General features: G+C 55.4%; 19 protein-coding genes. 11 read left to right on the top strand and 8 right to left on the bottom strand.

Annotated features, from left to right (window positions below; translation table 11 throughout):
* Positions 1–234 (top strand): hypothetical protein (locus DOU54_RS27715; protein ID WP_210206195.1); only part of this gene is annotated, 234 nt, incomplete at its 5' end.
* Between the two features lie 327 nt (positions 235–561).
* Here DOU54_RS27715 and DOU54_RS10375 read toward each other — a convergent pair.
* The 6 genes from DOU54_RS10375 to DOU54_RS10350 all read right to left on the bottom strand — a co-directional run bounded on the left by DOU54_RS10375 (position 562) and on the right by DOU54_RS10350 (position 9,570).
* Positions 562–1,512 carry an NAD-dependent epimerase/dehydratase family protein gene (locus DOU54_RS10375; protein WP_286079880.1) on the bottom strand — a complete coding sequence of 317 codons (951 nt, stop codon included), beginning with the start codon at positions 1,510–1,512 and terminating at the stop codon, positions 562–564.
* On the bottom strand, positions 1,509–3,410 hold the full coding sequence (locus tag DOU54_RS10370) for a polysaccharide biosynthesis protein (protein ID WP_286079882.1): 1,902 nt from the start codon (positions 3,408–3,410) through the stop codon (positions 1,509–1,511). The genes DOU54_RS10375 and DOU54_RS10370 overlap by 4 nt, the downstream gene beginning before the upstream one ends.
* Before the next feature lie 83 nt (positions 3,411–3,493).
* Positions 3,494–4,060, bottom strand: a complete 567-nt coding sequence (locus tag DOU54_RS10365; RefSeq protein ID WP_113731194.1) for a sugar transferase — start codon at positions 4,058–4,060, stop codon at positions 3,494–3,496.
* A gap of 13 nt (positions 4,061–4,073) precedes the next feature.
* Positions 4,074–5,420 carry a glycosyltransferase family 4 protein gene (locus tag DOU54_RS10360; RefSeq protein WP_113731188.1) on the bottom strand — a complete coding sequence of 449 codons (1,347 nt, stop codon included), beginning with the start codon at positions 5,418–5,420 and terminating at the stop codon, positions 4,074–4,076.
* Positions 5,417–6,838: an O-antigen ligase family protein gene (locus DOU54_RS10355; RefSeq protein ID WP_113731186.1), complete on the bottom strand. Its 1,422-nt coding sequence runs from the start codon at positions 6,836–6,838 to the stop codon at positions 5,417–5,419. Before DOU54_RS10355 ends, DOU54_RS10360 begins: the two co-directional genes overlap by 4 nt.
* A gap of 665 nt (positions 6,839–7,503) precedes the next feature.
* The gene (locus tag DOU54_RS10350) at positions 7,504–9,570 is read right to left on the bottom strand and encodes an ATP-dependent helicase (RefSeq protein WP_113731184.1); all 2,067 of its coding nucleotides are present in this window, start codon (positions 9,568–9,570) and stop codon (positions 7,504–7,506) included.
* A gap of 411 nt (positions 9,571–9,981) precedes the next feature.
* Here DOU54_RS10350 and DOU54_RS10345 point away from each other — a divergent pair, with 411 nt between their 5' ends.
* The 9 genes from DOU54_RS10345 (at position 9,982) to DOU54_RS10305 (ending at position 19,615) form a co-directional block, all read left to right on the top strand.
* Complete coding sequence (locus tag DOU54_RS10345) at positions 9,982–10,719, top strand: carboxylesterase family protein (protein WP_113731182.1); 738 nt, start codon at positions 9,982–9,984, stop codon at positions 10,717–10,719.
* 198 nt (positions 10,720–10,917) lie between these two features.
* Positions 10,918–11,988: a LacI family DNA-binding transcriptional regulator gene (locus tag DOU54_RS10340; RefSeq protein WP_100911468.1), complete on the top strand. Its 1,071-nt coding sequence runs from the start codon at positions 10,918–10,920 to the stop codon at positions 11,986–11,988.
* Between the two features lie 5 nt (positions 11,989–11,993).
* Positions 11,994–13,595, top strand: a complete 1,602-nt coding sequence (locus tag DOU54_RS10335) for an FAD-dependent oxidoreductase (protein WP_113731180.1) — start codon at positions 11,994–11,996, stop codon at positions 13,593–13,595.
* A gap of 49 nt (positions 13,596–13,644) precedes the next feature.
* A complete protein-coding gene (locus tag DOU54_RS10330; protein WP_113731179.1) occupies positions 13,645–14,916 on the top strand; it encodes an ABC transporter substrate-binding protein in 1,272 nt (423 codons plus the stop codon).
* A gap of 10 nt (positions 14,917–14,926) precedes the next feature.
* On the top strand, positions 14,927–15,859 hold the full coding sequence (locus DOU54_RS10325; protein ID WP_113731178.1) for a carbohydrate ABC transporter permease: 933 nt from the start codon (positions 14,927–14,929) through the stop codon (positions 15,857–15,859).
* A complete protein-coding gene (locus DOU54_RS10320; protein ID WP_113731177.1) occupies positions 15,849–16,691 on the top strand; it encodes a carbohydrate ABC transporter permease in 843 nt (280 codons plus the stop codon). The genes DOU54_RS10325 and DOU54_RS10320 overlap by 11 nt, the downstream gene beginning before the upstream one ends.
* Positions 16,692–16,708: 17 nt before the next feature.
* Positions 16,709–17,785: an ABC transporter ATP-binding protein gene (locus DOU54_RS10315; RefSeq protein WP_113731176.1), complete on the top strand. Its 1,077-nt coding sequence runs from the start codon at positions 16,709–16,711 to the stop codon at positions 17,783–17,785.
* Positions 17,786–17,897: 112 nt separating this feature from the next.
* Positions 17,898–18,734, top strand: coding sequence for a glycosyl transferase (locus DOU54_RS10310; protein WP_210206197.1), 837 nt, complete (start codon positions 17,898–17,900; stop codon positions 18,732–18,734).
* A 437-nt stretch (positions 18,735–19,171) separates the two neighbouring features.
* Positions 19,172–19,615 (top strand): MarR family winged helix-turn-helix transcriptional regulator, encoded by a 444-nt coding sequence (locus DOU54_RS10305; RefSeq protein ID WP_113731175.1) that lies wholly within the window; start codon positions 19,172–19,174, stop codon positions 19,613–19,615.
* Positions 19,616–19,624: 9 nt separating this feature from the next.
* Here DOU54_RS10305 and DOU54_RS10300 read toward each other — a convergent pair whose 3' ends face one another.
* Entirely contained in the window at positions 19,625–20,035 is a 411-nt protein-coding gene (locus DOU54_RS10300; protein ID WP_113731174.1) for an ester cyclase, read from the bottom strand.
* Between the two features lie 116 nt (positions 20,036–20,151).
* On the bottom strand, positions 20,152–21,090 hold the full coding sequence (locus DOU54_RS27980; protein ID WP_113731192.1) for an alpha/beta hydrolase family protein: 939 nt from the start codon (positions 21,088–21,090) through the stop codon (positions 20,152–20,154).
* A 161-nt stretch (positions 21,091–21,251) separates the two neighbouring features.
* Between DOU54_RS27980 and DOU54_RS10290 the strand changes: the two genes are divergently transcribed.
* Positions 21,252–21,812 (top strand): AraC family transcriptional regulator (locus DOU54_RS10290; RefSeq protein ID WP_193603318.1); only part of this gene is annotated, 561 nt, incomplete at its 3' end.

The following is a 21,812-nucleotide window of genomic DNA, read 5'->3' as shown; positions in this document are numbered from 1 at the left end:
GCTTCCGTGGAATTGGACGCCGCCGACCGTCAACGCTCAAGCGGCCTGACCTGCGGCCTTCACCGGAGGCTTACTCTGCGCTTCCGAAAACTTCGAGGCCTTCATCGAATTCTCCTCTTCTTCCCAACAGGGATCATAAGTGGAAATTCCAGTTCCAAATGGCCTAATTTAACGGGGCACGTCAAAGGATTTGGAAAATCAGATGGACAGCATAAATGGATGATGCCGACCTGAGAAACGCCGTGCGCGAGGCGCTCCTCCAGCTAGAAACTGACGGCCACATCGTGATCGCGTCGACGACACCCAGATCATTAGTCAATGCCATTGCAAACAAAGTTGCTGAGGTCGTCCGTCATACCGACTTATCCCTCCGAGAGTTGTACGCCACTGCTAATCGATTATGCCATTCGTGATCATACATCGTTTGATTGGGAAATGCCGACGCTGACAGATTTGACCGCCGAAGAGTTTAGGATCGTGGCCGACAAGTTGCCGCGTGAATAGCTGGCCATAAAAATCCGGCGTGCTTTCATATCAGCGGCCATCACCGAGTGGTTACGATCAATCAGCTATCGGACCCCAGACACTCGACAGAAGTAAGGGGGTTCTACTGTCGGGAAGCCAAGGGACGGCTTGGAGGGTTGCGGTTAAATCAACTTGGAGGCTGCTAGTTAAACGCTCTATAATTTCGCTTCGGCGAAGCAAAACTCCGCTGAGTTGTAGAATATTCAACGGAACCGCCAGACTCCTGGGCGATCTTCCGGCGCTTATAGACAAAAATGTAAGCAATTCGTGTGTCGAGATGTCGTAGCCATCGCTAGCAAGGAGTATTTTTCCTGCAATATTTTTATGCTCGACCACGCGAATAATCAGTTCAGATAGATTTCCTACGTAAATGAGAGAGCGCTTGTTATGCACACTGGAGAAAACAGAGGGTATGCCACTTGAAGCCCATTTCATCAGTAGTTTTAAGTTTCCTCGCACGTTAGGACCATATACTAGAGGTGGACGTATGATGACAATCTCCATTCCCGTTTCACATCCCAGTTCGAGAAGATCTTTCTCCGCTTCCGCTTTGGACACACTGTACGGATCCTGCGGATTAGCTCTGTCGAATGCGGTGAACGGCTTGCCTAATTCTGTACATTCACCATTCACTTTTATCGTACTGATGAAGACGAACCGGCGCACGCCAGATTTTGCGGCCTGACGAGCGAGATTGAGCGTGGCTGTTACATTGGATTCACGAAACAACGCGAGAGGATTACTCGAGGTTTCGCGCATCACGTGGACGCGTGCCGCAAGATGAACCACGGTGGTGATACCGCGTAGGCTGTCGCTCCAGTCAGTATCGGCACCGCAGCTCGGAATTTTAACGATAGCGTTAGTTCTGGTACTCGAAACGTCCCGGACTTGCATCCCGCGCTCCCGCATCATCGACACAAGAACCGAGCCCACAAAGCCGGATGCTCCGGTTACCAGTGTGATATCATCTTTCGAGTACAGCCTCACGCGGATACCGCCGTGTCGCTAAGAAGTCCCTCGGTCTCTATTACTCGAAACAATATCGTCCTTGCCATGTTTTCGTTTTCGCCGTCGAGTGCGGCTTGAAGATCCAACAATGGTGTATTCATATCGTACCGAGCTATGCCAACGGAATCCGCACGTAAGATTTTCGGATGTCGAGTCGGCTTTGCGTTGTCGCGATTGTAAAAGAGCTCTTCGAAGGGCTTCTCACCCGTTCGCTTTCCGATGACCTCAATAGCAATACCTCCGTTAGGATTTTGGGCATTACGAACTCTAAACCCCGCAAGGCGGATCATGTTTTCGGCAAGATCGCCAATTCGAACAGGCTCCCCCATGTCTAGAAGGAATACATCGCCACCGACTGATAGCGAGCCAGCCTGGACAATAAGTTCGGCAGCTTCGGGAATTGCCATAAAGTACCGCGTCATATCCGGGTCCGTTACGGTAACTGGACCACCCTTGGCGATTTGCTGCTTAAATAGCGGGACAACAGATCCGTTCGAGCCGATCACGTTACCGAAGCGCACTGCACAGAAGGTTTGACCACTCGCTTGCCCCCCAAACTCTTTCGCCATCTGGCGAACAATCAGCTCTGCCCAACGTTTGGTGGCACCCATGACATTGGTGGGGCGTACAGCCTTGTCAGAAGAAATCAATACAAAGCTAGAAACCTGTTCTGTCACCGCGATTTTTGCAGCGGTGAGGGTCCCGAAAACATTGTTCCGTATTGCTTCGAGGACATTTTCCTCAACAAGTGGCACATGCTTGTAAGCCGCTGCATGGTACAAAACCTCTATAGCATTGGCTCGGATCACACGGCGAAGTAGCCGCTCGTCGGTGACCGAACCGAGAACAGGAACTATCTGAAGCCCACCAATATGACGAAGCTCGCGCTCGATCTCGTAAAGCGCGTATTCGCTTGTATCCAAGAGAACTAATCTACGTGGGCGCCACTTAACGATTAGCCGACACAATTCAGACCCGATCGAGCCGCCCGCGCCTGTTACCATCACCGCTCGATCGGTGAGAGCCTGACCTAGTAGCTCCTTATCGGCAGGTACAAAGGATCTGCCGAGCAATTCGTCAATTTCAATTTCCCGGATCTGATTGACGATGTATCTGCCGTCTACAATATCAGCCATATCGGGGACGCTACGTACTTTCACGCCTAAGCCAGCAACACCATTTATCACTGATATACGTGATTCTATTGGTATGGACGACATACACAACACGATCTCTCGTATCCCATAGCGGTCGATCAGCAGTGGCAAATCGTTTGAATGAAAAACCCTATATCCCCCAATATCGCGCCCACGGTTGTTGTGATCGTCGTCGATCAGGCCCATGACGTAGCGATTGGCATGCCCGCGCAAGGCGCGTGCGAGCTGAGCTGCCGAAGGTCCAGCGCCATAGATCAATATTGGCTCTTCGTCACGGCGCATACCTGTGCCGGAATTTAGGACCCATTTCGCGCCAAACCGTATGCCACCTATTAAGAGTGTAGCCAAAATAAAATAGAAGAAAGGAACGGAACGTGGAACAATGCCCTGCCCAGCCATTTCCATTAGGAAAATCACTAGCACCCAAGAGATAGTTGCCACCAGCATTGCCCGAATTATGGTCCAGATTGCGGCCTCGGGTAGATAGCGAATGACGGAGCGATAAAGCCCGAAACGGATAAAAATAGGTATCGCTATTATAGGGGCGCAAATGGCAAGCAATACGCGCTCAGCGCTCATATCAGGAAGCCACTCGGAAAGGCGCAGCGCGTAGGATCCCCACATTGCTGACAGAAGCAAAATTATATCGGCGCTAATCATAATAGCGCGCTTCCACAGTCTGGGTGTCCGAATAATCCATTCCCGTACGCCTTTGACCATTGGGTGCTCGGTTAAGCTAGCCTGTGTCATGGTTTTACTTAAGCTCCGGTCGGCAAATGCCTGCGGTTTTTTGTTCGGAAGACTCAATGTGACACACCATGCGATCGAACGACTCTAATGGCTGTCAGTGACATTATATGTAAGTCAAAAAAGAAACCACGTCTCTGGAGGTACTCAAAATCATACGCTACTTTATCCGGTATAGGCAGTTCATCCCTCCCGTTAACCTGTGCCCAACCGGTCAAACCCGGAACAAGGGTATCGATACCCTTGGCTGTGCGTGCGGCGATGAGGTCTTCTTGATTGAATAGAGCCGGGCGCGGCCCCACGAGCGACATGTCGCCTTTCACGATGCACAAAAGTTGAGGAAGCTCGTCCAAACTTGTCCTGCGAAGAAATCCGCCAATCGGCGTCAGGTGTCTTGATGGATCGGAAAGAAGGTGCGTGGCCACGACCGGTGTATCAATTCGCATTGTCCGGAACTTAGGCATCCAGAAAAGTTCGTTATTTTTGCCGACACGTTTTGACCAATAGAGGACGGACCCAGGCGATGTTAACTTAACCGCTATAGCTACGAGTAGCATAGGCACGGCGAAAACAACGGAGCAGAGGGCGGAAATAATTATATCGAAGAGGCGCTTGCTATCCATACACATGCTACAATTAAATTTCGGACCGATTTCTACTGACCGCAGCACCTGTGTCGCCTGGCTGATTTTTTAGTATATCAGCAGATGCGGCGGTCGGATACTCATGACGTAGGGCCTCTAGCATCTCATTGGCTACGATAGCCCAAGTCCTCAGCCTTGGTCGGGAATTGACGATTTTTTCCCTAATCGAATTAGAAAAGACTGCATCGTCCTGTAATTTGCAGACGATTTCAGATAGAGCGGCCGGGTCATCGGGGTCGAAGTAAAGGCCAAGATCGCCACAAACCTCTCTAAACACCTGAGCGGTGGAGCATACTGCAGGTGTCCCGCACCAAAGCGCCTCTCCAGCCGGCAGACCCCACCCCTCAATATAACTGGGAATTATAAGCGATAGGGCGTTTTTGTAGAGCCTGACCAAATCGGTTTGATTAGGGTTGTTAAAAAATGTTATTTTATCCCTAATTCCCGCAAACTCCTTACGCTCAACATAGCGTCTTAGCCGTTTACGATTCGCGCCTGCGATCGCGAGATTCGGAATTTTAAGCCCTTGTCGATCCATGAGACGAAGCGCTTCAAGCACGACCTCAATATTCTTCCGGCCCAGATTCAGGCCGACCGTCAATAGGTATGGCTGCGATGGTAGAACAATTTCTCCGTTCTCATATCCTTCAGGACACTCGTGCACCAACGGTATGGCGGTTACTGGACCTGGCTGTGGCAGTATCCCGGCGTCTGCGAAACGGAGCAACTCTTGTCGTGTGAATCTAGAATTCGTCAATATGAGGTCGGTGTTTTGTATCACATAATTATTGTCGTTGAGAAAGTTCCGATCGAAACTCCGGAATCTCTTGGTGCCGATCTGGTGAAGCGGCATGAAGTCGTGAAGCAATGTAACGACATCCGTCTGGCTGCCAGTTTTCCTAATCGATTTGATCATGTCTACAATGAGTTTTGGACGAGCGGCTGACACAAAAACCCCTTGATCAAACCGCATTTCCTTTAGCTCCGCTGCGGTATTTGTCCAAACGGCCCTATTTTTTCGATCGCCTATAATGTTCGTCAGTCGTGAAAGCAACGAAAGTAACAAATTGTCGCCGTGGTACGATCGCGACCACCGTTGGACAGTGTCCTTCGGCAGATCGAATACAATGTCGCCGTTGGTGGTTTTATGCCACTCCACTTCGAAGAATGCTTTCATCCCGAAGGAGAACACGACAAAGTGGATATTCTCCTTACGTAGTGCTAGTTGCCGCGCGAGTTCCAAGACGGTCCTTGCTATTCCATAATATTGTATCCGCTTCGCGGACGTAGAAAGTAAGACTTCCGTGATATCGTAGTAGATCGGAGTTGATTCGCTCATTTCAGACGCCCCCAAAACCCATGCTGTTTGTTTCTCAAGTCCGTGAACCAAGCGTACAGTACTCCACACAGAAAAGCGTAGTAATGTAGGTAGAATTTCAGATTGAAAAACGAGTCAAACATCATCGCTCCTCCCCAGACCACGGTAACCGCGATCGTGATGATCATCCTCTCGGGAAGAGCCAGCCCAGCCGAGACAAACCATGGTGTCGCCAGAAAACAGAGGCCAATAGACATCCCAACCAAACCGCCAGTGACAAGCCATGAGAGATACTGATTGTGGTTGTGCTCGAAGCCGAACTGTTCCGTGATCAATTTTTGCAAGTAAAGGGCGCCGTGGCCAAAAAATGGCCGTTCTTCAATGGAGGAGATCGAAACCCCCCACATCTCAAGCCTTAGTCCAATCGACTGGTCTTTGCCTCCTATTTTTTCCACGACTGTCGGGCGGGGGGGGGGTACGGCGTCGATATGGTTGAGAGGCTCCACAGCAACCACTGGTGGCGCGATGTTGTCGTTCCGTGGGTTCGAGGCGACCTGCACTAGCATGCCCGCACTATCGATGACCGACAAAATTCTAGTCATTGGTCCGCAGCCGGTCAGTAGTCCGACAACTGCCGAAACAGCAATGCCGCCGGTTACAGCCATTACAATCTGGTGCCAACGTGGCACCGTATGGGAAAACCGACTAAACATTCCCATGCAAAGGAGAAGTGAGATCGCTACAACTTGGCCGACTGCCACACCCCGCGACGCAGTATAGGCATATACAACAACAATGCTGCAGGCAAGCAAGGCAAGTCGAAACCGCTTCTCGAAAACCGAAAATGTGCTCCAACCCACATATGACAGCAGTGTGAGCGATGTAAACAGCAAGGCAGGGATAAATGGCCAAGACGCCGCGCCGCGAACGCGACAGTCATCTCTAACTTCGAAGAACATCAATACTGACAGCACGATAAATGCAATCAACAGTGCAGCGGGAATAACGTATCTAACCAGTTTGGACAAGTTTTGAACTTGTAATCCTCTAATGATGCCAATTAAGAGCATCAAAATCGCAACAATATAAAATTCGTAACTCGGATTAACCGGGCGCTTATCGCTCGGAACTAGCCCGGTAAAAAAAATAAACAAAAATATATTATAGGAAAAATAGATAAAAAAAGGCAATATAACCGCCATCAATGACCAAGAGATATTATCTTTCTTGAGGCGATTAAGTAAAAAAGGTATCGGAACAACGCCCGTTATAATAAGTAATGGTGTTATTTTTCCGCCAAGAAACATAGCGAAGACCAAGCCCGCAAGAAAGAGGACATCGATAAGGAATTGAAGTTGATGTCTTGGACCAGTGGTGCGGACCTTTCTCAAAAATGATGCTCCGGTTTCGTAGCTTATTACTTTTGAGATAATGTTCATGTTTCTCGCGGAGTTCCGTGTTTTTGTGCATAGGGATATCGATTATGCTAGTGCGCGAACAGGTGCCAGCGAGACGTCCTCTTGCAATTTCGTGCTAGGTACCGTTGTCTTCGTGCCCCGTCAAATATTTTAATTGTAAAGTTAGATGAGGCTATGACGCTGACAGTGCCGGCGCGGTAGCGATGGCGTTGGCGGATGGCATTTGCAGCGGGGTTTTCTGGTGTTGTAGAACAACTCGGGATTCGCATTTGAGCTACCCAGATTGTTTTCGGCGATGCCTTTATTTTTTTAGGTGATTTTCCGCCATGTCGAAACAAGCTTTCAGCGTCTCTCCAAGTTCGATCGAAAAAGTGAAACAGAATGGGTGTGTCACGCGATCCCGATCGCGTCGGACTAATAGATTTGACATGATCCCACTTGGAGTAAACGTCGGGCTGTCGTCGTCAATGTGTTTGGCAAGAGCCAGAACGGAGGTGAAGTTGGCCACCGCGTTTCCGTTACTTGCCGCAGCCACCACGCCCCATGCCGCCGATCCACCGACTGGGACGGGCGGCGAAGTGCCGGATTGTCACGCTGCTCCATCGACGCATAAAAGGCCTCCATGTCGCTATGGATGGACTTTCGAACAGCCGTGTTGTCAGTCGTTCCAGCCTGTACGATCGTTCTTATTTCCAGAGGGCCCGCATGCGCGCTGCCACATCAATCCGGATCTGCTGCGCACTGCGTTCCGAAGCGGCGGCTGAAACCAATGGCCAGGTCATCGTCTCAAAAAACTGCAGCAATGTCGCCGGTATGAAGCGGGTTCTGGCGGCGTAGACATGCCGGTCACCCTGCTGACTCTGCCCACCAGTGAAGAAACGTTGCGGTGTGATCAGCGACAGGCTGTCCTGGGCGCGGGTCATCGCGACATAAAGCAGCCGGCGTTCCTCCTCCAGTTCCTGGGTGGTGCCGACGCCGAGGTCGGAGGGGATGCAGCCGTCGACCACATTGAGGATGAAGACGGAGCGCCACTCCTGGCCTTTCGCGGAATGGATGGTCGAGAGGCTGAGATAATCCTCGTCAAGCAGCGGCACGCCGGCCTGATCGCTGGTGGCGTCGGGCGGGTCGAGTGTCAGTTCGGTCAGGAAGCGTTCGCGTGAAGGATAGCCTCCAGCGATCTGCTCTAGCTGCAGCAGATCGGCCTTGCGGGTGTCCGCATCCTCATGCAGGCGTTCCAGATGCGGTTCGTACCACAGCCGCGCCTGCCCGATCTGGCCCGGCCAGTCATTCGGCGCCTGCCGCAGGCCCAAAAGCATTTGTGTGAAGGCTGTCCAGTCATCGCCGGTCTTCGGCGGCGGCGGAATTTCGGCGAGGGCAAGTAGCGGCTCGGGGTCTGTCGCAATCGCATCGAGAATGTTGCCAGCCTTCTTCGGTCCGATGCCTGGCAGCATCTGCAGCAGCCGGAAACCGGCGACGCGGTCGCGCGGGTTCTGTGCGAAACGCAGCACGGCCAGCATGTCCTTCACATGGGCGCTGTCCAGGAATTTCAGGCCACCGAATTTGACGAAGGGGATGTTGCGGCGGGTCAGTTCCACCTCGAGCGGGCCGCTATGGCTGGAGGTGCGGAACAGCACGGCCTGCTGTTTCAGCGTCATGCCGGCTTCGCGATTGGCGAGGATCTGGTCGATGATGAAGTTCGCCTGCTCGGTCTCGTCTTTCACCGTCACGAGTTTCGGGCGCTCCAGCGACTGCCGCTCGGTCCAGAGATTCTTGGTGAACCGCTCTCGCGCGAGATCAATGACGCCGTTGGCAGCCGCAAGGATCGGCTGCGTCGAGCGATAGTTGCGGTCAAGCGTGATGATATCGGCCGCCGGGCTGAAGGAAGCCGGGAAATCGAGGATGTTGCGCACTGTCGCCGCCCGGAAGGAATAGATCGACTGCGCATCGTCACCCACCACGGTCAAGCCGCGGCCACCGGGCTTCAGCGCCATCAGCACCGAAGCCTGCAGCCGGTTGGTATCCTGATATTCATCGACCATCACATGGTCGAAGCGGTTACCTATATCATCAGCCAGAACGGGGTCGCTGACCATCTGGGCCCAGTAGAGCAGAAGATCGTCGTAATCGAGCACGTTCTGGACCTGTTTGGCCTCGACATAGGCCGCGAACAATTCCCTGAGTTCGCTTTCCCAGTTGGCAACCCAGGGATAATGCTGGCGCAAGATGTCCTTGAGCGGCGTCTGGGAATTCACGACGCGCGAATAGATCGCAAGACAGGTGCCCTTTGTCGGAAAGCGGCTTTCGGTTTTGGAAAACCCCAGCTCGTGCCGGGCAAGGTTCATGAGGTCGGCGCTGTCTTCGCGGTCGTGGATGGTGAAATCGATGTTGAGGCCGATCTGCTCGGCATAGATGCGCAACAGCCGTGCACCAATGCCGTGAAACGTGCCGGACCAGGCCAATGCATCTGTCATGATTGCCGAATTTGCCCTGAGGACCTGTTTGCATATCCGTTCGACACGGCGCGCCATCTCGGAAGCTGCGCGCCGTGAGAATGTCATCAGCAGGATGCGGCGGGGATCGGCGCCATTCACGATCAGATGCGCAACACGGTGAGCCAGCGTGTTGGTCTTTCCCGAGCCGGCGCCAGCGATGATCAGAAGCGGACCGGCGACATGTCCATCCACCAGTCCAACACCATGTTCCACGGCCTTGCGTTGCTGCTCGTTCAGTTTTTCCAGATAGGCAACCGCCATCCTGCACTAATCCTTGATACTTGCCCTAGGCGAAGTTGCCTCCCCGAAAACGGCGGGCGGCTGAGCCCGCGCCGCCATTTCGCCTTCGTGCCGCAATGATTAGCAAAGACTCAAACAGCAAGCCAGAACAAATGCTGAACGTAAAAGCCTTGCTGCACAAGTCCGGTTGGCGCCATCACCTGACAGCTCGATTTCTGAAGTCTCTTCCTCGAATGTTGCCTCAGGAGTGGAAGCGGATATGCTGTCGTCGCATCGCCGGAAATCAGATGAGGCAGTTGTCTCATTGGTTTGAAATAAAGAGATATTTCATGTTTTCCGAGGCGCTTTTCCTGCTTTTTTCGGGAGCGTTGAACCCGTTCGGATTTAACGGTCATTACCCCGAAGAGGCTTATTCACTGGGAGGAAAAAATCATGAGACGACTTAAATCCTGCCTGATCGCTCTGGCTGCAATCACTGCCTCGACATTTGCACAGGCCGAACAGAAAGCGATGAAATCCGATGTCACCATCGCTTCTGACATCAACTACCTGATTTACACGCCCAAGGATTACGCCGGCTCGAACAAGACCTATCCTCTTGTCGTCTGGCTGCATGGCGGCGATCAGGGCGGCAGCGACGTCGAAAAGTTACGGTCGAGCGGCTTGCCGAAAATGATAGAGGAGGGACGTGAGTTTCCCTTCCTGGTGTTTTCACCGCAAAATCCGAGTGAGGAACTACTTTATCCGATCGAGCGTGTCGCAAGCGTTATTGAGGCGGTGGTGGCCAACCACCGGGTCGACCGGGAACGCATCTATCTGATCGGCTATAGCCGGGGAGGGTTCGGCGCATGGTCCATGGCAGAGCAGTTTCCTCAAACTTTTGCCGCAGTGATTCCGATTGCCGGCGGCGGCATTCGGCACTACCTCAATCGAACAAACGAGAAGGCGGCTTTCTGGGCCTTTCATGGTGCAAATGACGAGGTTATCCCGCTGTCCGATACGGTGGTGCTTGTGCAACGTCTTAAGGAGCTGAAGCGCAATGTTCGGCTTACCGTGTTTGAGGACACGGACCATCAGGCGGTCGAGGGAAAAGTGCTGAACGACGAGGCGATGTGGACTTGGTTGCTTGAGCAGAAGCTTGCGGGCGAAAAAGCATCCTCGAATCCGTAAATCCGGGCCGACCGCTGTTTTTTACAGCTGACATTGCCGTTTCTGCCGCGTTTTGCCATTGCAGCGCAGGCTTGCGATAATCTGCGACCCCGTCAGCGAACGCACTTTATCCCTTGACTCCCTACGCGGAGATGGTGCTAATACGCATTAGCTGCTAATGCGTATTAGCAGGGAACGAATGCCGGAGGAGGGCATGGCGTGTCCAGTCACAGACGTCTCACGCAGAACGATATTGCCAAGCTTGCCGGCGTCAGCCAGGCAACGGTGTCGCTTGTTCTGAACGGCGCGCCGGCAGCGGTCGCGCGCATCCCGGACGAAACCCGGGAAAGGGTGCAGGCCGTCATTCGCCAGACCGGTTATGTTGCCGATCCGATTGCGCGGCGCATGGCCAAGGGGCTGAACCGGATCCTCGGCGTTTTCACCTATGAGCCAGCATTCCCGAGCGCCCAGGCTGACTTCTTCACGCCCTTTCTGCTGGGCATCGAAGAAGAGGCGCAGCAGCAGGCTTATGATCTTCTGCTGCTGACGAGCGCCGGTGTCGGCGATAACCGAAAGATTTTCTCGGAAGGCAACAGGCTTCGGATTGCGGACGGCTGTCTGGTTCTCGGCCGCGAGTTCGATCGCAAGGAACTCGCCCGGCTGGTTTCGGAAGACTATCCCTTCGTCGCGATCGGCCGGCGTGAAGATGCCGGCGGGCCGGTTCCCTATGTCGGCGGCGACTACGCTGCGGGCACGCGTCAGCTCGTCGAAGACGCCATCGCGCTGGGACACACCAGGCTTGCCTATATCGGCCCGCACGGTCCGGCAGAATCGATTGCCGATCGCTGGCAAGGTTTCAGCGCGGCGCTCGCAGATGCGGCCACGATTGCCCTGCATATCAAGGCGGTCAACCGCCCGGCCGAGAAAATACTCGATGCCATCATTGAGAGCGGGGCCACAGTCGCCTTCTTCATAGAATTGGCCGATGCCGTGCGCGTCGAGGCGCTGGCGCGGGCGAGAGGGCTTGTCGTACCCGACGCATTTTCGATGATCGTGCTTGGCAGTCATATCAGGGCCGCACGCAGCCCCGTGCGCTTCACCTCCTATGAAATTCCGCGCGAGGAGATGGGGCGGCAGGCAACCGCCATGCTGGTCAACCGCATCGAGACCGGCAGCGCCGGTGGGCAGATCCTTCTCAAATGTGAACCCGTCAAGGGAGAGACGTTGGGGCCGGCCCCGACCGGCTCGGCAAACAAGTCCTCAGTCAACAAAACGGATGTGACGTCGTGAAAGACATGAAAGCAGATATTCTCGTGGTCGGTGGCGGCCTTGGCGGCGTAGCGGCGGCACTGGCGGCCGCACGAGCGGGCAAACGCGTGATCATGACCGAAGAATACGACTGGATCGGCGGCCAATTGACCAGTCAGGCCGTTCCCTCGGACGAGCATACATGGGTTGAACAGTTCGGCATCACCCGTTCCTACCGGGCGCTGCGTAACGGTGTGCGGCAATATTATCGAGACCATTATCCGCTGACGGAAGGCGCGCGCGCGTGGGGCGACCTTAATCCGGGCGGCGGATGGGTGAGCCGCATCTGCGCCGAGCCGCGTGTCAGCCTCGCGGTCATGGAAAGCATGCTGATGCCCTATATTGGCGCAGGTCGCCTGACGATACTCAAGCCCTGGCGTCCCGTCGGGGCCGATGTGGACGGCGACTTGGTTCGCTCCGTGACCCTCCGCCATCGCGATAGCGGCGCTGAAATCGTCATATCCGCCGATTACGTACTCGACGCCACCGAACTTGGCGATCTGCTGCCGATGACCGGCACGGAATATGCCAAGGGTTTTGAGGCGCAGTCTGACACGGGGGAACCGAGCGCGCCAGGGCAAGCTCAACCGGACAATGTGCAGGCTGTCTCAATCTGCTTTGCCATTGACCATGTCGATGGCGACCAGACGATCGACAAGCCTGAGAACTACGACTATTGGCGCTCTTATCAGCCGCATTTCTGGGGTGGTCCGCTCCTCGGCTTCACCGCGCCGCATCCGCGCACGCTGGAGCATACCACCCGCTCCTTCACGCCAAATCCCGATGATAACCCGCTGCTGGTCGATGCCGACCAGCGAAAGGGCGGCGGTGATGAGAATCTCTGGATTTTCCGGCGCATCGCGGCACGGACGAACTTTGCGCCCGGGTTCTACCAATCGGATATCTGCCTCGTGAATTGGCCGATGATCGATTACATGGATGGCACGATCATCGATGTGACCGAGGAAGAAAAGGCGCGCCACCTGAAGGCGGCGGCAGATCTTTCCTATTCGGTCTTTTACTGGCTGCAGACGGAAGCACCGCGCCTTGATGGCGGGCAGGGGTTCCGCGGGCTTCGGCTGCGTGGCGATATCACCGGCACCGACCATGGGCTTGCCATGGGGCCCTACATTCGCGAAAGCCGCCGCATCAAGCCGGTGACGCGCATCGTCGAGCAGGATCTTTCCTATACGGTTCGCGGCGAAAGAGGCGCGGTCCGCTATCGCGACAGCATCGGTATCGGCATGTACCGCATCGACCTGCATCCATCCACCGGCGGCGACAACTATATCGACGTGCCATCCTGCCCGTTTGAAATACCGCTCGGTGCGCTGATCCCGCAGCGGGTGAGAAACCTGATCCCGGCCGGCAAGAACATCGGCACGACGCATATTACCAATGGTTGCTACCGCCTGCATCCGGTCGAATGGAACATCGGCGAAGTGGCCGGGATGCTTGCGGCGCACTGCCTGGAAAATGGCCTCACGCCACATCAGGTGCAGGAAGACGATGACCGCCTGGAAGCCTTCCAGACGCAGCTGACCCGTCAGGGCATCGAAATACGCTGGCCTGATATCGCGGCCTATTAGGACGGCGGTTTGCCGTCTGATCGAACCCATCTTTGGAGGAGGACCGGGAATGAACAATCATTTTAAACTGAAATCCACGGCCTGTGCGCTTGCCCTGATTGGCTCGTTTGCGTTTGCGGGCGGAGCGGTTGCGCAGGATGCGGTTAATCTGCGCATGACGATCTGGAGCGCCAACGAGGCGCATCTCAAGCTCTTCAACGAGATCGCAGCCGGTTTCAAGAAGGATCATCCAAATGTCAGCGTGACTTATGAGTCCCTGCCTTTCGATACCTACACGACTGCACTCACCACACAGATCGCGGGCGGCAACGCACCTGACATGGCCTGGATTTTCGAGACGTCGGCTTATGATTTCGTCAAGTCCGGGGCGCTCTACCCGCTGACGGACACACTGAAGGCTGCGCCGGGATATAATCTTGAGGAGGTCGGTGCCGGCGCCACGGAACGCTGGTCGCAGGACGGTACGCTTTACGCCTATCCGTTTTCGACCTCGCCCTTCGCCGTCTTCGTCAATAACGATCTTATCAAGGCTGCCGGTGCCAAGCCCCCTGCCGACATGATCGCTGCCGGCGAATGGACGTGGGACAACGCCATCGCAACCGCGTCGGCTGTCGCCAAGACCGGAAAGGGCGGGCTTGTCGTCCGCGATTTCAATTACCAGAGCTGGCAATACCTCACCTCCGTCTGGAATGGCTGGGGGGCTTCACCCTGGAGCGCTGACGGCGCCACCTGCACCATGGCGGAAAAGCCGATGGCGGATGCCATTTCGTTCATCCACGACGCCATCTTCGACAAGAAGGCCATTCCGGGCCCCGGCGAGACGGTCGATTTCTTTGCTGGCAATGCGGCGATGACGATTACGCAGATCAGCCGCGCCTCGCTTCTGCCGAAGGACAAGCCATTTGGCTGGGACCTCGTGCCTCTTCCGAAGGGCCCTGCCGGCGATTATGCGCTGATCGGCCAGGCGGGTATAGGCGTCATGCAATCAGGCAAGAATGCCGAGACCGCGGCGCAATTCGTGGCTTACATGACCAATCCGGAAAATTCCGCCAAACTCAGCCAGTTCTTCCCTTCGGCGCGCAAGTCTTTGCTGAATGCGCAGGTGCTGAAAAAGACGAACCCGCTGCTCAGCGAGGAGCAGATCGAAAAGGTTGTCATCTCCGGCATCTCGACCGGCAAGGTCATGCCCGGCCACACCGGGTTTGCCCAGATCCAGCAGATCGTGCGTTCGAACCTCGACGCCGTCTGGCGGCCGCAGGCCGATGTGGCCGGTGCGCTTCAGAAAATCTGCGGCCAGATCGGGCCGCTCTTGAAGCGCTGAGGAGAAAACCATGGCTGTCGCGCAGGATATTGCCCGTACTCAGGATCGTCCGGCCCCGGCGTTCTGGACCATCGCGCGGCGCGACAGCCTTGCGGGATTCCTGTTCATCGCCCCGCAGCTGATCGGCATCGTCATCTTTGTTCTGATCCCGCTCGGGCTGGTGTTCTGGTATTCGCTGCATGAATGGAATGTGCTTGCCAACACCTTCACCTATACGGGTGCGCAGAACTACCGGATGTTGGTCGAGGACGACAATCTTCGCGACGTCCTTGGCGCGACGGCGATTTTTTCGGCCGGGCTCGTCGTGTTCAACCTGTCACTGGCGTTGCTTCTGGCCGTATTGCTGAACCAGAAACTGGCTGGCATTGCGATATTCAGGACGCTGTTCTTCTCGCCGGTTGTCGTTTCGCTGGTTGCCTGGACGATCGTCTGGGGGTTCCTGTTGCAGAAAAATGGCGGCATCAACGGCATGTTGCTGATGGCCGGCATCGAAGGCCCCAACTGGCTGCGCGAGGAAACGACCGCGATGATTTCAGTCGTCGTCGTGCAGGTCTTCAAGAATGTCGGGCTTAACATGATCCTGTTTCTGGCAGCACTTCAGGGTGTGCCGAAAGAACTCTACGAGGCGGGCCGCATCGACGGTGCGCCCGCCTTCAAGCAGTTTCGTCGCATTACCCTGCCGCTGATCAGCCCGACGATCCTGTTAACCTCGATCATTACGATTGTTGGCTCGCTGCAGGTTTTTGCGCAGATCGCAGTTCTGACCCAGGGGGGGCCGGGTCTCTCGACCACGGTGCTGGTCTATTACCTCTATCAGCAGGCCTTCCAGTTTCATTTCTTCGGCTACGGCTCGACGCTGTCCATCCTGCTGTTTGTGATCGTCGCCGTACTGACCTTCGCCCAGTGGCAGATGCGCAAGAGGATCGTCTTTTATGAAAGCTGACCTTTCCCCACGCATGCAGGTCGCTCTTTACGGGGTGTTGTGCGTGCTCCTGATCCCGTTCGTCTTTCCGACCTGGTGGATGGTGACGTCATCGATCAAGCCGATCAGTGATATCTTCGCCTTCCCGCCGCAATTCTTCCCGCAAAACCAGGACTGGACGAGCTATTCCAAGGTCTTCGAGTTGCAGCCTTTCGTGCGGCAATACTGGAATTCCGCCTATATTGCCGCTGTGGTGACGGCAGGGACGATGATCATATCGTCCATGGCAGGCTATGCTTTTGCGCGGATCCGGTTTCCGGGCGCGAATCTCATTTTCATGGTCGTGCTGCTTGGCCTGCTCATTCCGTCGGAAGTCACGATCGTACCGCTGTTTCAGATGTTTCTGAAGGCGGGCATGGTCAACACACACTGGCCACTCATTCTTGTGCCGATCTTCGGTGCGCCCAGTGTTTTTGCCACTTTCGTCATGCGGCAGTTCTTCGTGACGCTGCCCGCCGAGCTTGAAGAGGCGGCGCGCGTCGATGGTCTCGGGCGCTTCAAGATATTCCGCAAGATCGCGCTGCCGCTGGCAAAACCGGCGATGGCCTCGGTTGCGATCTTTACCTTCCTGCACTCCTGGAACCTGTTCCTTGAGCCCATCGTCTTTCTCTCCAGCACAGAGATGTTCACGCTGCCACAGGCGCTGACCCAATATACCGACGCCTATGGCGGACCGATGTGGAATATCCAGCTTGCCGCAGCGACGCTGACGGCGCTGCCCGTGCTCATCGTCTTCGTGATTGCCCAGAAGCAGTTCGTCGAAGGCCTCGCCCATACCGGCCTCAAGGGCTGAAGAACCGGATTTAATCGATGGCTAACGTAATTCTGTCCGACATCCGCAAAAGCTATGGCGCGGTAAAAACCATTCACGGCGTCGATCTCGATATCAGGGATGGCGAATTTGTCGTCCTCGTCGGACCCTCCGGCTGCGGCAAGTCGACCCTGCTGCGGATGGTCGCCGGTCTCGAAACGATCACGGGTGGCGAACTCAAGATCGGCGAGCGGATCGTCAACGATCTCGATCCCAAGGACCGCGACATCGCCATGGTGTTCCAGTCATACGCGCTTTATCCGCATATGACGGTCGCAACCAATATGGGCTTTTCGCTGGAGCATCGCGGCTCAAGCAAACAGGAAATTGCCGAGAAGGTAAACTGGGCGGCGGAGATCCTCGGTCTTACCGCATTGCTCGACCGTTATCCTCGCCAGCTCTCCGGCGGTCAGCGCCAGCGCGTTGCAATGGGCCGCGCCATCGTTCGCAATCCGCAGGTGTTCCTGTTCGACGAACCCCTCTCAAACCTTGATGCCAAACTGCGCGTCGTGATGCGTGGCGAGATCAAGGCTTTGCATCAGAAACTCAGGACCACCACGATCTATGTGACGCATGACCAGGTGGAGGCGATGACGATGGCTGACAGGGTCGTTGTGCTGAACGGCGGCCGTGTCGAGCAGGTCGGCACGCCGCTCGAACTTTACGACCGTCCGGCAAACCAGTTCGTTGCCGGCTTCATAGGCTCACCTTCCATGAATTTTCTGCCCGGCGTGATATCGCAAGCCGGTTTTGAAACCGGCGGTGTGGTCTTGCCATTGCCGGCCGCTGCCGCCGCTCTTGCGGGAAAAGGGGCGACTTATGGCATCCGGCCCGAGAACCTCGCCCTTGATCCCTCGGGCGTACCGGCCGAGATCCTGCTCGTCGAACCGCTGGGATCGGAAACGCAGGTCACCATGACCCTGGGTGGTTCGCGGGTGCTCGGCGTTTTCCGCGAACGCATAGGCCAGGCGGTCGGCGAGGAGATAAGGATATCCCCGGCTTTGGACGGCATTCATCTGTTTTCGGACGAAAACGGCAATCGGCTGAACTCGGATTGGCCTGCTTGCCCCGGATAATCTGGAGCTTCTCCGACCCAATCGTTGGTCGACATGGCGAAAAATTCGGCGTAGCTTGACCCATGAACTCGGTCATAGACCGACCCGTACTACAATACCCTTTCTCTGGTTTTTGGCCGGGGCGCTTTCTGGACTGAGTGACGTGATAAAGCAGATTATTTGTATAAATTGGGGTACGAAATACGGTGCGCCTTATATCAACCGGCTTTACGCCATGGTGGAGAGAAACATAACGCCACCGTTTACATTCACCTGCTTTACTGACAGTCGCGAGGGAATCCGCTCCGAAGTCCTGTGTGAAGATCTTCCTGTTATCGACTACGAAATTCCAGAAACAAGGCGCGGTATATGGCCCAAGTCACGCCTTTGGGGACCAAAGCTGGGATCGCTATCGGGGGTCGTGCTCTTTTTGGATCTAGATCTGGTTGTAACGGACTCTTTGGACGGATTCTTCACATTCGGGAATCCCGAAGACGTGATCTTGGCACGAAATGCGGCAAAGCCGTTCGAGCGCCTGGGGCAGACATCCGTTTATCGTTTTCCGATTGGCAAGCTCGTTCCCATTCAGACCAAGTTTGCCGCTGATCCCGCGGGTGTAGCCGAGAAATATGGATATGAACAGCGATTTGTCACGCGTGAAGCGCCGGGCGGGATCAAATTTTTTCCGGGAAAATGGATCCGTCATTTCCGTTTTCAGTGTTTGCTGCCCTTCCCACTCAACCTCTTTTTTCCCGCCCGACTCCCGGCGGGCGCAAAGATTGTCATTTTTCCCGGAGAAATCCTGCCTGAGGATGCTATCCGTGGCGGATGGTCAGGTCGACAGGGCATTACTCTCCGACAGCATCTAAAAGCATTCGTCGATTACGGTTTTCGCCGAAAGCGCCCCTTTCAATTTCTTCGTCATTTCATGCGCCCTGTAGAATGGGTTGCGAAGCATTGGCGCGAATAGCTAAATTTCGGACGATCCACGTTGACGCTGACGTTCACGCCCGATGAAATGCATTTGACTACGGGCGCTGGCTCACATCGTAATGTGGTATCCATTCGGAGGCATGCGATTTCGTGGCAACTTAAGTGTTCGCATCACTAAGCTAGTGTCACTTCTCTAATCGGCGGGCTGAGGTCAAGCTCTATCCCCTTTAGCCGCTAGCCAAGAAAGCAGGGGTTCGTCCGCAGTCGGCCCAAACCCGTCATTGGCGGTCGATTTCGATGGCGCAGCTTTGCGCATTCATGTTGGGCATTGCAGGTGAGTGCGTCTTGACCTGAAATCAATCGGTCTACTTCCCTTCTCAGGGGCCGCCAATCCCTATAGTGCCTGTTTCAGGCAATCATCACGCGCGTCGCGGAAGGGTTGCGGAGTCTCTCTCTAGAAGTCGGATCAACAAAATGAAAATGAAGAAATCGAACGTTGATGATTCGGGAGATGCGCATGTGCTTGCCGAAACTCTCCGTCACACGCTCGGCAGCTTCATTCGCGGCATAAGATCCGGGGCACAGACACCGACAACCTCGCAGTCTGAAACACTTTCGCTCTTGGATCGGGAGGGGCCACTGAGCGTTGCGCAACTGGCCGACCTTCGCAACGTCCGCCACCAAAGCATGCGGCTGGTTGTCGGTCAGTTGGAAACAGAGAAGCTGATCGGCAAGATGCCCAACCCGGCGGACCGGCGCAGCGAACTTCTTTTCCTCACTGAGGAGGGGCGCGCGAGCTTATCCCGCGCCCGCCAAGCGCGAACCGCGCAGATCGCCGAGCGGATCGAGGAGCGCCTAACCGAAGAGGACAGGCAAACTCTCGACGCGGCCATCCGTATCATCGAACGGCTGTGCTAACGGGACCGATCACCCCCTGGTCAGGGGGGCGATCACGTTCGACAGCGTGTTCAAGCCCCAATGCTCCGCATATCTGCCGCCTTCAATGCGCACGATGTCGATGACGCTGATTGTCAGCTCTCGTCCCGTCGCCGGAACGCCGAGCAGAGTGCCAGAGTGAATTCCGCTAATGGTCTTGCGGGTGGTGACCTTGTCTGCCTCGGCAATCTGGTCGTGGATCACGACCTTCAGGTTCGACAACGCGGGACGCAACACCTTCTCGAACGTGTTCCACATGCTTTCAGGACCCTGCGGCATGCCCGGGGAGGCGGCGTGATTTATGAAGTCGGGAGACATCAGGGCGTGAAATGCCACCTCGCTTCCATTTTGGATCACTTCGATGTTGAAGCGGCGAACCACTTCCTTGTTCTCATCAGACATGGTCGACCTCCAAGGCTCCGCATATATACAGTGTAACTGTATATATGCGGATAGGCTATTTTGGCGCCGTTTGCAATCAGGGTCATGGCTGGAGCATACCAGACCTCTGACGTCGCTTAATGCATGTACTGATTGAACCATGCGATCATGCGTTCAGGCTTCCGCTGGAAATACAGGTAGCCGTCCCAGCGTGATGAGGTGCCCTCAATCCAAATCAGTTCCTTCTCCGGAATGGGGATGTTGTCGAACATGCCCTGGATGTCGTCCGGCCTTGTCAACGCGTCGTCCTTCACCTGATAGAGAAGCGTGGGAATCCGGACGTGTCTTGCAAACGGAATAGGAGACATCTCGTCCAGCCTGAAGCTGTTGATCGTCATCAGCTCCTGCTCCACGATGTCAACGTGTTCATCCAGTCCCATCGCTGCCAGAAGCTGTTCAATCGCCACTCGCACGGACAGAGGCTGTGGCGCCACCATGCAGCGAATTCCCCCAAACGTATCTGGAGACTCTGCCATGGCGTAGATCGTTGCATTGCAACCCTGGCAGCGACTGAACAACCCAATGGTCATACCCTTGAGCCGTGGATTCGTTCGGGCATACTGGATCGATCCCAGAACATCTCGCGCTTCGAGGCGGCCTCCGCTGCTGATGCCACCATTGGCGCTGCCGCTCTGTCCGAGATTGCGCATGTCATAGGCGAGCACATTATATCCTTCGTCGTGCAGGATCTTGTAGTCCGGGACGTAATTCACCTCGAATGCGTTGAGAGGGCCGCCGATCGATTTCCAAGGTTCGAGGTGGGCAGGCAGACCATAGCGGTTGAACCAAAGGGGGTGATTGGCGATGACGAGTTTGTCTGATCCCTCGCATGGGATGAACCAGGCCTCAAGCGGCACTCCGTCAAGCGAGAGAAAGGAAACCCTGTCATACTTGAGACCATAGTCCTCTGGGCTCTTGAGCAGAGGTGCACGGATCGGGTAGCCGATCTGTGCGGCAATTCCTTTGAGAATTTGTCGTGTTTCGTCCGAAGCGGGGGTTTCAACAACATGGGTCATGGTGTTCATCTCCTTCAGTGGTAACACCGACGGATGTGGGGGCATGTGGAAGCATCCATGAGCCAGATCCTGCCATCGTCTTGCCCGATCCTGCCAATTCTGCCGTTGTTATTCATCTTCCGTCATTAGTCATCGCTATGAGCCTACCAGAACTGCGCAATTTGACTGACCGGCTAAGCAAGCACGCCGTACTCCCGAACCTCATCCCGAACCTCGCTCTTCGCAGGGCCGAGCGAACGACCGCCTACGAGGCGCTGATGTATGAGCCGATGATCTATTTCGTGCTTCAGGGAGAAAAGCAGCTCTCTATTGGCCGCAAAACGCTCAACTATGGCGCAGCGCACTTTCTCATCCTGTCGGTGGACGTCCCAGTGAATGCACGGGTTTCGCAGGCGTCGAATGAAAAGCCCTTTCTTGGGATCGAGATCAGGCTGTCACCAGACCTCGCCCGCGAAGGCGCCCTCGAGATGCTTCCCGCGTTATCGGTGGAAGCGGACCCCGCCTTCGCCGTGGGCTCCGTGTCAGGAGCGACTGTCGATGTCCTGACGCGTCTGACCGCTTTGATGGACACGCCAGCAGATGCAGCTAATCTGGCCCCTCTCTACACCCGGGAACTGCTATATCGCATAGGCCAGGGTCCGCAGGGCCATCTTCTGCGAGATGCGCTGCGTGTAGGCGGCCAGACTGTGCAGGTTCAGCGTGCCATCGACTGGATCAAGGCC

It is taken from the genome of Agrobacterium sp. MS2, from assembly GCF_003261015.1.
In the GTDB taxonomy this organism is placed as follows: Bacteria; Pseudomonadota; Alphaproteobacteria; order Rhizobiales; family Rhizobiaceae; genus Agrobacterium; species Agrobacterium pusense.
This window is presented reverse-complemented; position numbering and strand designations above follow the sequence as displayed.